11 protein-coding genes are annotated in these 13361 nt (G+C 66.4%); 10 read left to right on the forward strand and 1 reads right to left on the reverse strand.

The window, feature by feature from the left end; all coding sequences use genetic code 11:
• Window positions 1-4: 4 nt before the first annotated feature.
• On the reverse strand, window positions 5-703 hold the full coding sequence (locus tag PS060_RS00895) for a TetR/AcrR family transcriptional regulator (RefSeq protein WP_273984863.1): 699 nt from the start codon (window positions 701-703) through the stop codon (window positions 5-7).
• A gap of 165 nt (window positions 704-868) precedes the next feature.
• On the opposite strand from PS060_RS00895, the gene PS060_RS00900 reads away from it, so the two are divergent.
• The 10 genes from PS060_RS00900 to PS060_RS00945 are packed head-to-tail and all read left to right on the forward strand — an operon-like array spanning window position 869 to window position 13355.
• Window positions 869-1375, forward strand: a complete 507-nt coding sequence (locus PS060_RS00900) for a MaoC/PaaZ C-terminal domain-containing protein (protein WP_273984864.1) — start codon at window positions 869-871, stop codon at window positions 1373-1375.
• Window positions 1372-3570, forward strand: coding sequence for a S9 family peptidase (locus PS060_RS00905; RefSeq protein WP_273984865.1), 2199 nt, complete (start codon window positions 1372-1374; stop codon window positions 3568-3570). Before PS060_RS00900 ends, PS060_RS00905 begins: the two co-directional genes overlap by 4 nt.
• Complete coding sequence (locus PS060_RS00910; protein ID WP_273984866.1) at window positions 3563-5119, forward strand: class I adenylate-forming enzyme family protein; 1557 nt, start codon at window positions 3563-3565, stop codon at window positions 5117-5119. Before PS060_RS00905 ends, PS060_RS00910 begins: the two co-directional genes overlap by 8 nt.
• 1 nt (window position 5120) lies before the next feature.
• On the forward strand, window positions 5121-6254 hold the full coding sequence (locus PS060_RS00915) for an alpha/beta hydrolase (RefSeq protein ID WP_273984867.1): 1134 nt from the start codon (window positions 5121-5123) through the stop codon (window positions 6252-6254).
• On the forward strand, window positions 6251-7942 hold the full coding sequence (locus tag PS060_RS00920) for a CocE/NonD family hydrolase (RefSeq protein WP_273984868.1): 1692 nt from the start codon (window positions 6251-6253) through the stop codon (window positions 7940-7942). The genes PS060_RS00915 and PS060_RS00920 overlap by 4 nt, the downstream gene beginning before the upstream one ends.
• On the forward strand, window positions 7939-8973 hold the full coding sequence (locus tag PS060_RS00925) for a dipeptidase (protein WP_273984869.1): 1035 nt from the start codon (window positions 7939-7941) through the stop codon (window positions 8971-8973). The genes PS060_RS00920 and PS060_RS00925 overlap by 4 nt, the downstream gene beginning before the upstream one ends.
• A gap of 1 nt (window position 8974) precedes the next feature.
• On the forward strand, window positions 8975-10090 hold the full coding sequence (locus PS060_RS00930; RefSeq protein ID WP_273984870.1) for an alpha/beta hydrolase: 1116 nt from the start codon (window positions 8975-8977) through the stop codon (window positions 10088-10090).
• Entirely contained in the window at window positions 10083-11054 is a 972-nt protein-coding gene (locus PS060_RS00935) for an ornithine cyclodeaminase family protein (RefSeq protein WP_273984871.1), read from the forward strand. The genes PS060_RS00930 and PS060_RS00935 overlap by 8 nt, the downstream gene beginning before the upstream one ends.
• A gap of 1 nt (window position 11055) precedes the next feature.
• Entirely contained in the window at window positions 11056-12252 is a 1197-nt protein-coding gene (gene solA / locus PS060_RS00940) for an N-methyl-L-tryptophan oxidase (RefSeq protein WP_273984872.1), read from the forward strand.
• Window positions 12249-13355, forward strand: a complete 1107-nt coding sequence (locus tag PS060_RS00945; RefSeq protein ID WP_273984873.1) for an NAD(P)/FAD-dependent oxidoreductase — start codon at window positions 12249-12251, stop codon at window positions 13353-13355. The genes solA and PS060_RS00945 overlap by 4 nt, the downstream gene beginning before the upstream one ends.
• Window positions 13356-13361 lie beyond the last annotated feature (6 nt).

A 13361-nucleotide genomic window follows, 5' to 3' on the forward strand; every position in this document is an offset into this window, starting at 1 on the left:
GTTTCTATAAATCGTCAGGATCGGCGGCAAAGAGGGCTCTGATCCACAGCTTGCTGAGCAGCTCGGCAAGGGCCGCAGGGTCGCTTTCATAGCGGGTTCCGGCAAGGCTCGGCTCGCGCTCGATGAAGGCCATGCGCAGGAATGCATCGATCATCGCGCCGAGCGCAATGACCGCAGCATCAAGCTCGCCCGGCCCGGCCAGCGCGATATCGGGCTTGCGCTGCATCGCGCGGATGGTGCGATCGCGCCAGCGCGCGTTCCAGGCGTGCCACTTGGCAGCGAAGGCAGGGAATTCGTCGGCAAACTGGAACACGCAGCGCATCAGCCCGGCATTGGCCGCGAACATCTGGGCATAGCGCAAGTTGCCATGACGGATCGATCCGAAGCGGGTTGCAGGCGGGCGCTCGCCATCGGGGAAGCCTTCGAGGAAGGCGAGGAAGCCATCGAGCACTTCCTGCGAAATCTCCTCCTTGTTCTTGAAATAGACGTAGAACAGGGCGTTGGAGACGTCGGCTTCCTCGTGAATGTCGGATACGCGCAGATCGCGGTAGCCAACCTGACCCAGCAGCCGCGCGGCGGCGGCCTTGAGGCGCAGGCGGGTGCGTTCACCCTTGCGCTTGGCGAGAGAGATCTGCGCCGACAGATACTCGGCATAGCTGAGCGGCGGATGTGCCGCGTCATCGCCCACCCGCTGCTGTGACATTTGTACTTCGGCCGCATTCATGCCGACCATCGCTAAGCTGTGTCGCCCGCTCGTGCAACCTGAACCCGTTATTACCTAAAAGTGGGACTAGTCCCAATTTTGTTTGACAGCCCCCGTCTCGTTCCTATGATTGCCCGGCAAGGGAACGGGCGGAGGAGAGGGAATATGGTGAAACCGAGGAGCATTGCCGACACCATCTGGCATCAGGGCGGCCAGCAGGCGGTTTCGGACTGGATGACCATCGACCAGGACCGCATCACCACCTTCGGTCTCAACACCAATGATCCCGACCGCCTGCACATCGATCCCGAATATGCCGCCGCGCACGGGCCGCATGGCAAGACGATCTCCTTCGGCTTCCTTACCATGTCGCTGCTGACGCACTTCTTCCACGATGCCGTCACCACAGACCGCACCGGCTATGCGCTCAACTACGGCTTCGACCGGATGCGTCTGACCAATACGGTTGTTGTCGGATCACGCTTGCGCGGCATCTTCACGCTCATCGGGAACGAGCCGCGCGGGGCCGACCGGGAATTGCGGCGTTATGGTGTAACGGTCGAAATCGACGGCGAGGACAAGCCGGCGCTTGTCGGCGAATGGCTGGTCATGTGGGTTGATGACGGTGTGCATCATTTCGCCAGCCCGGAACCTTGCGGAAGGTCCGAATGACAACGGCCGTACAGACCACTTGGCATTCTCTATCGCCGCTGCCGCTCGAGCGGATCTTTGCAGCCCCGAGCCTGGATGGCGCCCTTGTCGGCCAGCTGGCCTGGTCGCCGGACAGCAGCCGGATCGCCTATCAGCGCGCCGCTGCCGAGACGCCGGGACGCTTTGACTTGTGGCTTTGCGAGGCAAGGGCAGGCGCAACACCGCATATGGTGCTGCGGGGCGATGATGCCCGCATCGGCGGCGGGCTTTCGGCCGATGAAGCTGCGCGCAGGGAACGCCAGCGGCAGTTCACCGGCGGCATCGGCGCGCTCGCATGGACGGCTTGCGGTGGCTTTCTGCTCGTCTCCACGGGCAGCGGCACGATCCGGCTCGACATCGGAAACGGACACTTTGCGCAGATCGCCCCGCCCGACGTGACCGATGTTCAACCTGCTCCGGCAGGAACCAACATCGCCTGTATCGCGGAAGGAGAGCTCTGGCTGGCTGATGCCTTCGGTGCGCTCGTTCATCGAATCTCCCCGCCAGCCGAACCCGGCATAAGCTACGGGGTCGCCGAATTCGTGGCACAGGAGGAATTCGCGCGGGACACAGGGTTCTGGTGGCGCCCTGACGGCGAGGCGATTGCCTATACGCGGGTCGATGAAACATGCGTCATGGATTGTGATCGCATGGAGATTGGGGCCGACGGCATTCGCTTCGTCACTCAACCCTTTCCCAAGGCCGGAACGCCCAACGCCAGAGTCGACCTGTTCGTCGCCGCGCTTGATGGAGAGGATCCGGTCAGGATCGATCTGGGTGATGATCCTGATTTCTATCTCGTCCGCGTGGCATGGTCGCGCGACGGCCAAACGCTGTTCGTCCAGCGCCAGTCGCGTCACCAGCGACGCATCGACCTCATCGCCGCCAATCCGGTGACTGGCAGCGCGACGGTGATTTTCCGCGAGGTGGGCAAGCCGTGGGTCAATCCCAACCTCGACTTCCATCCGCTTCAGGATGGCGGCTTTCTGTGGGTGTCCGAGCGCACCGGCATCAACCAGCTCTATCGCCACGCATGGCAGGGAACGGTCCTTGCGCAATTGACCAACCTGCCCTTCCCCGTCGCTTCGCGCGATCGCGAGAGCGGACTGGTGGGCGTCGATGAGGCGGGTGGCCACGCCTATGTCATGAGCGGACACAGGGGCGTCACCGAAAGGCACCTCTACCGCGTGTCTCTTGATGGCAATGGCCCATCCGAGAAGATCACTGCAGCCGAGGGTTGGTGGTCGGTCGCCATGGCCCCCGACACGCGGCATTATGCGGCTGTGCATTCGAGCCCGTCGCGGCCTCCCCATGCCGCGATCTACGACCGGAATGGCGCGGTGGTCTGCCCGCTAGAACCCAATCGGCTGGACGAACACCACGCCTACGCGCCCTTTGCCGGCGGCCTGCCCAGTCCCGAATTCGGCCAGATCCCCGCCGAGGATGGACAGGCGCTCGACTACGTGCTGCTGAAGCCCGCCGGCTTTGATCCGCGCAAGACCTACCCGGCGATCCTGCAGGTCTATGGCGGTCCGGGACGGCAGCTGGTGCGCAAGGCCTGGCGCGCTGCCGAAGAGCGGGCCTTTCTCGATGCCGGCTATGTCCTGTTCCAGCTCGACAATCGCGGGGCCTGCGGGCGCGGCCTTGCCTTCGAGGCACCGATTTCGCGCAGGCTCGGCCAGCCTGAGCTCGCCGATCAGCTGGAAGGGCTCGCCTTCCTGCGTTCCCTTCCGTTTGTCGATGGCGATCGGATCGGGGCGATGGGCTGGTCCTATGGCGGGTTCATGACCCTGCGCCTGATGACCGATCCGCGCTCGCGCATCCGGGCGGGGATTGCCGGCGGCTCGATCGCCTGGTGGGGCGACTACGACACGCACTACACCGAACGCTTCATGGGTCACCCTGCGGAGGAGGCCGAGGCCTATGCTGCCGCATCCGTGATCCCGCGCCTTGCCCGACTGTCGGGCCGGTTGATGCTGGTGCACGGAATGTCCGACGATAACGTGATGGTCGAACATGCGATCAAGCTGATCGACGAACTGCAACGGCTGGGCAAAACCTTCGATCTGGTGCTCTATCCCGGCCAGCGCCACGTGATCGTCGGAACCGAGGCCCGCACGCACAAGCTGCGCAGCTACCGCGAATTCTTCGACCGCGAGCTCGGTATCCATGACTGACGCCTCGCCCCCCGAGGCGCTTCCGACGCTTGATGCGCATGTGCGCTGGTGGGCTGCCCATCATGGCGCGCGGGAGGCTGCGGTGCTGGATGCGGCGCGATGGAGCTACGCCACGCTCGACAGCGAGGTGGCGAGCCTCGCCCGCGCCATGCTGGCTGCAGGGGTGACAAAGGGCGAGCGGGTGGCGACGCTGGCACCGCCGGGGCTCGATTTTCTCGCAGCCTATCTTGCCGCCACCCGGATCGGTGCGATCTGGGTCGGGCTCAACCCGCGCTACCGCTTCGATGAACTCGCCCACGTCCTGCGCGATGCGGAACCGCGCTTGCTGCTTGCCCGCGACCATCCCGATCTCGCAGCGATCGGCTCGCTATCCCCGAAAACCGTCTTGCTCGATCATCCCGGTGACTTCGGCGCGTTCATCGCCGGGGGAGATGATCTTTCCGCTGGCGCGCTCGAAGCCGCCATTGCCAGGGTCACCGCAGACGATCCAGCCGTGCTCGTCTACACCTCGGGCTCGACCGGCAAACCAAAGGGAGCGATCCTCTCGCACGGCGGGATCGTGCGTTTCGCCCGCGGCCAGAACGAAGTGTGGCCGATGTCGCCCTTGCGGGTGCTCAACTATTTCCCGATCAATCACGTCGGCTGCCTCAATGACATTCTCGCCCCGGCACTGGTCGGCGGGGGAACCTGCGTGTTCATGGAGCAGTTCGACACCCGCCATTCGCTGCAGCTCATGCAGGACGAAGGGATCACCTTCTGGGCCTCGGTGCCGAGCGTGTTCCAGATGCAGCTCGCCCTGCCTGACTTCGCGAGCTTCGATCTGTCCGCGGTGCAGCTGATCGTGTGGGAGGGCGCAGCGATGGCGCCCGAGGTGATCGAACGGCTTGGCACGATCTGCCCCCTGCGCGCGACCAATTACGGCATGACCGAGACCACCTCGGGGATCACCGTCCTGCCGCCGAGCAGCGATGCCGAATTGCTGGGGGCGAGCGTCGGCCATCCCTTCCCCGGGGTCGAAGTGCGGCTTGCCGATGGCGAGGGCAACCTCGTTCCGGCAGGCGAGGCGGGCGAGGTGCAGGCGCGCTCGGCGCTCAACTGCCTCGGCTATTGGCGCAACGCGGAGGCAACCGCCGCCGCCTTCACCGCTGATGGATGGTTCCGCACCGGCGATCTTGCCGAGCAGCGCCCCGATGGCGCCTACCGGCTCGTCGGGCGGATCAAGGAGATGTTCAAGTCGGGCGGTTACAACGTCTACCCGCGCGAGGTTGAAACCGTGCTGGAAGCCCACCCCGATGTGACCGCCGCAGCGGTCGTCGGCATTGCCGATCCCGTCTGGGACGAAGTCGGCGTCGGTTTCATCGAGGGCGCGGCCACCCCGGAAGAGCTCGCCGCATGGTGCCGCGAACGGCTCGCCAACTACAAGATCCCCAAGCACTTCCACATCGAACCCGCGCTGCCGCTGCTGCCGATCGGCAAGATCGACAAGCCCGCCCTGCGCGCCCGCGCCGCTGCGATGCACGCCGCCGCGCACCAGCAGGAGAATGCCTGAGATGACCGACACACCGCTTGGCACTGTCAGCGACGCTGCCGAACTGCGCGCCCGGGCGCGGACGGTCTTCGCCAATCTGGGCCGCCTTGCCGGGCCGAACGCGATCGACGAGCAGCGGATGATCGAACTCGGCGGCCTTACCCAGCACATCCACCTTCGCGGGCAGGACCGCGATGCGCCGCTGCTGCTGTTCCTTCACGGCGGGCCGAACGGGCACATCTCCGATGTCGCCTGGGCCTATCAACGCGGGTGGGAGGATTTCTTCGTCGTCGTCAACTGGGACCAGCGCGGCTGCGGCCGGTCTTTCGGCTCGCCCGATGATCAGGCGCGGATCGCAGGCACGCTCAACCGTGCACAGTATCGCGCCGATGCCATTGCTCTGATCGAACATCTGCTGGCCGAATTCGGGCGCGAGCGGCTGGTGCTGGTGGGGCAGAGCTGGGGCACGGTGCTGGCGCTTGAGGTTGCCAAGGCGCGGCCCGATCTGCTCGACGTGGCGGTGCTGCAGGGCCTCTCGGCCAACTGGCTGGCGAGCGCCGACCGCGTCTATCACTGGTATCTCGCCGAAGCCGAAAAGCGCGGCGATGCCGCTGAAGTCGCCCGGCTCAAGGCCGTCGGCCCGATCCCTGCAGCGGATGATCCCGCGCTGACCGAATGGCCGATGAAGTTCGGCCTGCCCATCCCCGATCGCAACAGCTGGTACAACCTGCGCGGAGACGGCGATGGCTGGGGCCCGCGCATGGATATGCTGCGCTTCCTCTCGCCCGATCTCGCGCCGGAGAACTATGCCGCCGATGCCCGCCGCCTGGCCGAGGACGGCGAGACGCTGTTCGCGCGCCACAAGGAGGCGATGACCTCGGTCGCGCCGTGGGATGCGCGCCGCGATGTCGGTACCCGGTTCGAGGTGCCGATCGTCGTGATGCAGGGGATGCACGACTGGCAGACCTCCTATGATCTCGCGCTCGAATACTTTGGCACCATCGATGCGCCATGGAAGAAGTGGATCGCCTTCCCGCACGCAGCGCACGTGCTCAATCTCGAACAGCCGGGCCTTTCGGTGGTGTCGCTGGTGAACGACGTGCTCCCGGCGACCCGCGGCGAAGTGCCGGCCGGAGCGGAGCGGCGTGCGGCGTGACCATCCACATCGAGCCCAACCTGCGCATCCCGCTGCCGGACGGCGTCGAGCTGGGCGCGGTCCTGTATCGCCCCGCTGCCGATGCGCCGCCGGGGCCGGTGGCCTTCACCCTCTCGCCCTACACCGCCGACACCTATTTCGCCCGAGGAGTGAACTTTGCCGAGCATGGCCTCACCTTCATCGCGGTGGACACGCGCGGACGCGGCAATTCGGGCGGGGCGTTCGATCCCTTCCGGCAGGAGCTGGCCGATGGCCCGACGATCGTCCAATGGATTGCTGCGCAGCCCTTCTGCAACGGCAAGGTCGCGATGGCGGGCGGATCCTATTGCGGCACCACCCAATGGGCGACTGCGAGCGGCCACCCGCCCGCGCTCGCCACCATCGTGCCCACGGCTTCCGCCCATGCAGGGATCGACTTTCCGGCCCGCAACGGGATCGGCTACCAATACCTGCTGCAATGGCTCGCCTTCGTGAACGGGCAGGCGCTGCAATCCACCTGGTTTGCCGACCTTGGCTTCTGGCGCAACCTGTGGCGGCGGCGGTTCGAGGCGGACGTCTCGTTCCGCAGCCTCGCGGATGAAGTGGGCGGGAAGTGGCCGCAGATCGGCGAATGGATCGACCGGATCGAAGCCCACGACTTTGCCGACTACATGCCGAGCGATGCGCAGATAGCCGGGATCGCCATGCCGATCCTTACCATCACCGGCAGCTATGACGATGACCAGCCCGGCGCGCTTGCCTATTACCGCCGCCACATGGCGCTCGCCCCGGCTGACATCACCGCGCAGCACTATCTGCTGATCGGCCCGTGGGATCATGGCGGCACCCGTACCCCGCAAGCCAATGTCGGCGGGGTGAGCTTCGGCGCGGCCAGCGTGATCGATATGGATGCGCTGCACCGCGAATGGTTCGCCTGGGTGATGGAGGGCGGAGAGCGCCCGGCGCTGCTCAAGGACCGCGTCACCTACTACGTGATGGGCGCGGATCGCTGGCGGCATTGCGCCCGGCTCGAGGATGCGACCGCCGCAATTGCCGATTACCGGCTCAGCTCGGCAGGCAATGCGCATGACCTTTTCACCGCGGGCTGGCTCACCCCCGACACCGCGCCGGACGGGCCGCCCGACAGCTATCGCTACGACCCTTGCGACACCGCCATCGCCGCCATCGAAATGGAGGTCGATCAGGAGGACCCGGCTGAGGCGCGCATGGTCTTTGCCCGCAATGGCACGCAGCTGGTCTATCACACCGCGCCCTTCGACGAGCCGGTCGAGATTGCCGGGCAGTTCGTGCTGGAAGCCTGGCTCGCCATAGATACGCCCGATACCGACTTCGTCGTCCGCATCTACGAGGTCGACAATGAGGGCCGCGCGATCCTGCTCACCAGCGACATGCTGCGCGCACGACATGGCAACGGCATCGCTACGCCATGCCTCGTCACCGACAACGCACCCCGGCTTTACACCTTCGCGCAGTTCTTCTGGATCGCGCGCGAAGTTGCTGCCGGGCACCGGCTGCGGCTCACCATCGGGCCGAACCATTCGATCCACACCCAGCGCAACTTCAATGGCGGCGGCACCGTCAGCGACGAGACCATCGCCGATGCCCGCACTGTCACCGTTACCCTCCACCATGATGCGCAGCACCCCTCGCGGCTGCGCGTGCCCCTCGGCGCAAAGGAGCCCGCATGACCGATCCCGCCGCCATCACCGCCGCCCGCGCGATGCTCGATACGATGCTAGTGTGGGATAACCACGCCTGCCTGCCGATGCGCCCGGAGGACGAGAGCTTCATGCCCGAACTCGAACGCTTCCGCGCCGCCGGGGCGGATGTGGTCTCGGTCAATATCGGCTTCGGTCCATACCCGCTGCTCCACCACATACGCATGGCGGCGAGTTTCCGGCGCTGGATCGCGCTCCATGGCGATCGCTACCAGCTGGTCGGCAGTCTTGAGGAGATCGCTGCGGCACGCGCGGCGGGCAAGCTCGGCATCTTCTTCGATGTCGAAGGCATGGCCCCGCTCGACGAAGGCGATCACGGCATGGTCGGCCTGCTCTACGACATCGGCGTGCGCTGGATGCTGGTCGCCTATAATCGCAACAACGCGGCAGGCGGCGGGTGCCATGACGATGATCCCGGCCTCACCGCCTATGGCCGCGAACTGCTGGCCGAGATGAAGCGGGTCGGCATGCTGGTGTGCTGCTCGCACACCGGCCATCGCACGGTGCGCGATGTGTTCGAGGCGGCCGAGAACCCGGTGATCTTCTCGCACTCGAACCCGCTCGCGCTCGCCCGGCACGCGCGCAACATCCCCGATGATCTGATCCGCGCCTGCGCTGCGACCGGCGGGGTGATCGGGATCAACGGGATCAGCTTCTTCCTCGGCAAGAATGCCAGCCCAGCGCAGGGCGTCGCCCACGCCATCGATCATGTCGTCCAGCTGGTCGGGATCGATCATGCAGGGATCGGCCTCGACTACGTGTTCGATCAGGTTGAGCTCGCCCACGAGCTCGAAAGCAAGCGCCACACCTTCCCTGATCCTGAAGCCTATGCCGGGGTGCTGACCATGGCCGGCCCGGAAGACCTGCCCGCCATCGCCGCCGAACTGACAGCGCTTGGCTATGCCCGCGAGGACATCGCCAAGGCGTTCGGCGGCAACTGGCAGCGCGTCGCCGGGCAGGTGTGGAAAGCCCCCTCCAACCTTCCCGCAAAGGCCGCCTGACATGACCGAGACCACCTCCCCGCCCGATCCCACCCGCGATGCGATGCGCCACATGTTCGCAGAGATCGGCCGCATCGTCTCGCCAAACGGGATCGACGAGGCCCGCCACGTCACGATCGGCGGGGCGCGGCAGTGGATCACCATCCGCGGGCTCGACCGCGCCAATCCGGTGCTGCTGTTCCTCCACGGCGGGCCGGGCGGCGCGCTGTCCGACATCAGCTACTACTTCCAGCGCCCATGGGAGGAGTATTTCACCGTCGTCCAGTGGGACCAGCGCGGCTTCGGGCGTTCGGCGGTGGACGGGGCCCGGCTGGAGGGCACCATCACCCTTGCCCAGACCATCGCGGACGGGATCGAGCTGGCGGAATATCTTGCGGGCTATCTCGGGCACCGGAAGGTGTTCGTGATGGGGCAGAGCTGGGGAACCATCCTCGCGCTCGAAATCGCGCATCGTCGGCCCAATCTGCTTCATGCCGTGATCACGGTCGGCCAGAACACCGACTGGAACGGCAATTTCGAGGAAACCCATCGCCTGCTGCTCGAACACGCGCGCGCATCGGGTGAGACGGAGCTGGCCGTGCAGCTCGAAGCCCTCGGTCCGATCCCTGACCGGGCGAGCGATGAGGCAGGCTGGATCGGCTGGGTCGGCTTCGTCCAGACCGAAATGGTTCGCCGCGGCTTCAGCTGGTACAATTTCCGGGGGCCGGGCACCGACTGGAATGACCGGATCATGCCGATGCACATGGCCTCGCCCTCGCTGGTCGAAGCCCCGCCCCAGCCCGATCCGCCCTTCACCGGCGGGCCTGCCACGCCGCATCTCGAAATCGGCCGCTCGGTCGATAACTGGAGCGCACGCAAGGCGGTCGGCACGCGGTTTGAATGCCCCGTGGTGATGATTTCCGGCGCGCACGACTGGCAGACCCCGGTGACCCTGACCCGCGCCTATTTCGCCGAGATCGACGCGCCGTGGAAGCTTTACGAAGAGTTCCCCTACTCCGCCCACGTGGTCGCGATGGAAGAGCCCGGCCGGATGATCGTCACGCTGGTGACCAAGGTTCTGCCTGCCGCCATGGGAGATGTGCCCGCAGGCGCAGAGCGGAGAGACTACAATGCCTGAATTTCGCATCATCAGCGCCGATCTGGTGCACCACCTGCTACCCTATGATGAATGCATCCCGCTGATGCGACGTGCCTTCCTCGCCGAAGCGGAGGGCCGGGCATTACAGCCGATCCGGCAGGCGATGCTGATGCCCAGTGGCAAGGGCCTGCTTTCGATGATGCCGGGCGTGATTGCCGATCCCGATTGGCTGGGGATCAAGGTGATGACGGTGTTCCCCGGCAATTTCGGCACAGAGCTTGGCTCGCATCAGGGCCCGATCCTGCTGTTCGATCCCGACAATGGCTGCCTGATGGCGATGATCGACGGGCGCGAGGTTACCGCGATCCGCACCGCGGCGGCCTCGGCAGCGGCGAGTGATGCCCTCGCCAATCCCGATGCGGCGAGCCTTGGGGTGTTCGGCTATGGCGAACAGGCGCGCACCCACGTTGCCGCGATCCGCGCCGTCCGGCCCGTCCGTGAAGTGCTGGTATGGGGCCGCGATCCGGCGCGTGCTCAGGCCTTCGCAGACGATCTGGGCGAAGGTGTCCGCGCGGTCGCCACGCCTGAGGATGCGGCGAAGGCCGACATCCTGTGCCTTACCACCGCCGCCAAGGAACCCTATTTCGAAGGCGCGTGGCTACGCCCGGGCCAGCACGTCAATGTCGTCGGGTCGAGCATCCCCACCACTTCCGAGATCGATCACGAAACGCTTGTCCGCGCGCGGGTGTTCGTCGACTTCCGCGACAGCGCACTGGCCTTGGGCGGCGATCTGCGCCGCGCGCTGGAGGCTGGCGCGATCACGCCCGATCATATCCTCGGCAGCATCGGCGGGGTGCTGAGCGGGGCCTGTGCCGGACGCACCGACCCGCAGGAGATTACCCTGTTCAAATCGCTCGGCATGGTCGCCGAAGACCTGGTCGCCTGCGACCACATCCTGCGCGCGGCGGAGGCGCAAGCGGTCGGCGTCATCGCCAATTTCTGACATGGCGGACGCAGTCCATGACGTGATCGTGATCGGCCTCGGCGCGATGGGCAGCGCCTGCCTGCGCGCTTTGGCGCAGGCAGGCCTTAGCGTCGTGGGCATTGATCGCCACGCCCCGCCTCACGCACATGGTTCAACCCATGGCGAAACCCGCGCCACCCGCCTTGGGGTGGGCGAAGGCGATGTCTATGTCCCGCTGGTGCAGCGCAGCCATGCCGTGTGGCGCGAGCTTGAAGCGGCCTATGGCGATCCGCTGCTGGTGCAATGCGGCTTCCTCACCATCGACACCAGCGGCGGGGCAGGCGAGCTCCACGGCATGGGCGGGTTCCTCGACCGCACAATCGCCGTCGCGCGCCGGGCTGGCATCTGCCACGAGGCACTCGGCGGAGGCGCGATCCGCGACCGCTTCCCCGCCTTTGCACCACCTGACACGGCGCGTGGCTATTATGAGCCCGAGGGCGGCTTCGTCTTCGTCGAACGCGCAGTCAGCGCCTTGCTGGCCGATGCGCGGCACGCCGGGGCAGCGATCCGCACCGGAGAGGCCATGCTCTCCTTCGAGGCGACCACTGACGCGGTCACGGTTCGCACCGACCGCGCCACCTACGCGGCGCACACTCTGGTGCTGACCGCCGGGCCGTGGCTGCCCGCGCTGGTTCCCGCCTTGCGCCAGCATGTGCGGCTGTTCCCGCAAGCGCTCCACTGGCTCACCCCCGCTCGGCGCGAAGCCTTCGATCCGGCGTTCTGCCCGGTCTATCTCTGGCTCCATGGCAGCGGGCCCGAGGATCTGTTCTACGGCTTCCCGCAGGTAGGCGCCTCGGGCCAGATCAAGGTCGCGACCGAGCAATCCTCGCAGGAAGACGCCTCCGCCGATCCCTCGGCCCCGGGCGAACTTACCGCAAGCGAAGCACTGATCGCGCGGCATCTGTCAGGCCGCCTTACCGCCACCCTGCGGCCTGTGCGCGCCGCCGGGTGCCGCTATGCCGTCACGCCCGATGGCCATTTCATCGTCGACCGCCTGTCCGATGCCGAGCGGGTGATCGCCGTCTCGGCCTGTTCGGGCCACGGGTTCAAGCACGCACCCGCCATCGGCGAGATGGTCGCTGGCATGATCCGCGACCACGCTCCTGCCATGCCGGACTTCGCGCTCGATCGCCCGGCCCTGCACCGCCCCCAACCCCACGGAACCATCCTCTCATGACGGAAACCTATGATGTAATCGTGATCGGCGCAGGGATCGCCGGAGCCTCGCTTGCCGCTGCGCTGGCCGGAACGCGCAAGGTGATCCTGCTCGAACGCGAGGAGCGCCCGGGGATGCACTCCACCGGGCGGTCGGCGGCGATGTTCCACCTCACCTATGGCGGACCGAAGGTGCAACCGCTGAGCGCCGCCGCGCTGCGGCTATTCGGCACGCTCGATCCGGCGTTCTGGCCCACCCCAGTGCTTTCCCCGCGCAGCATGATCATGATCGCGGGACAGGATGGCGCGAAGGCTCTCGCCGACAACATGGCCAGCAGCAGCGGCGCGCTGGAGCCGCTTTCCGTCTCCGAGGCGCAGGCGTTGTTTCCGCTCCTGCGCGCTGAAGCGGTGGTTGCGACGGCAATCGACACCAGCGGGCAGGATATCGACGTCGACGCGCTCCATCAGGGCTACCTGCGCCAGTTCGCTGCGCGGGGCGGGACATTGGTGTGCCGGGCGGAGGTGCAGCGCGTCACCCGCAATGGCGAAAATTGGCAGGTCGATTGCGGGGCGCAGACATTCGAAGCGCCATTGCTGGTCAATGCCGCCGGAGCGTGGGGCGATGCGCTGGCCACTCTGGCAGGCGTCCCTGCAATCGGCCTTGCTCCCAAACTGCGCACCGCTGCCCTGATCGACGCGCCGGAGGGCAGCACGCGCTGGCCGATGATGATCGATTCCCTCGAAACCTTCTACGTCAAGCCCGATGCGGGCCGCTTCATTCTCTCGCCCGCCGACGAAACCGATGTCGCGCCCCATGATGCCGCTGCTGACGACTATGCCCTTGCCGAAGGGGCCGAACGCATGAGCCGCTTCATCGATTGGGAAATCCGCCGAAAGCCCAGCGCCTGGGCGGGCCTGCGCACCTTCAGCCCTGACCGCGTGCCGGTGATCGGCCATGATCCGGGCTGCCCCGGGTTTTTCTGGCTCGTTGGGCAAGGCGGCTTCGGCGTGCAATCCGCGCCGGGAGCGGCCGCACTGGCCGCGCATCTGATCGATCCCGAAGTGCATGATCTGCCGCCGAGAATTGAACCTTCGACCTACACCCCCGCCCGGTTCCGGGCCTGACAACGC

It is taken from the genome of Erythrobacter sp. BLCC-B19, from assembly GCF_028621955.1.
GTDB lineage: Bacteria > Pseudomonadota > Alphaproteobacteria > Sphingomonadales > Sphingomonadaceae > Erythrobacter.

Excerpts from the sequence above, each read along its gene's own strand:
- solA (WP_273984872.1), top strand. The coding sequence starts at position 11,056 with ATGGCGGACGCAGTCCATGACGTGATCGTGATCGGCCTCGGCGCGATG.
- PS060_RS00900 (WP_273984864.1), top strand. The coding sequence starts at position 869 with ATGGTGAAACCGAGGAGCATTGCCGACACCATCTGGCATCAGGGCGGC.
- PS060_RS00925 (WP_273984869.1), top strand. The coding sequence starts at position 7,939 with ATGACCGATCCCGCCGCCATCACCGCCGCCCGCGCGATGCTCGATACG.
- PS060_RS00905 (WP_273984865.1), top strand. The coding sequence starts at position 1,372 with ATGACAACGGCCGTACAGACCACTTGGCATTCTCTATCGCCGCTGCCG.
- PS060_RS00910 (WP_273984866.1), top strand. The coding sequence starts at position 3,563 with ATGACTGACGCCTCGCCCCCCGAGGCGCTTCCGACGCTTGATGCGCAT.
- PS060_RS00915 (WP_273984867.1), top strand. The coding sequence starts at position 5,121 with ATGACCGACACACCGCTTGGCACTGTCAGCGACGCTGCCGAACTGCGC.
- PS060_RS00935 (WP_273984871.1), top strand. The coding sequence starts at position 10,083 with ATGCCTGAATTTCGCATCATCAGCGCCGATCTGGTGCACCACCTGCTA.
- PS060_RS00930 (WP_273984870.1), top strand. The coding sequence starts at position 8,975 with ATGACCGAGACCACCTCCCCGCCCGATCCCACCCGCGATGCGATGCGC.
- PS060_RS00945 (WP_273984873.1), top strand. The coding sequence starts at position 12,249 with ATGACGGAAACCTATGATGTAATCGTGATCGGCGCAGGGATCGCCGGA.
- PS060_RS00895 (WP_273984863.1), bottom strand. The coding sequence starts at position 703 with ATGTCACAGCAGCGGGTGGGCGATGACGCGGCACATCCGCCGCTCAGC.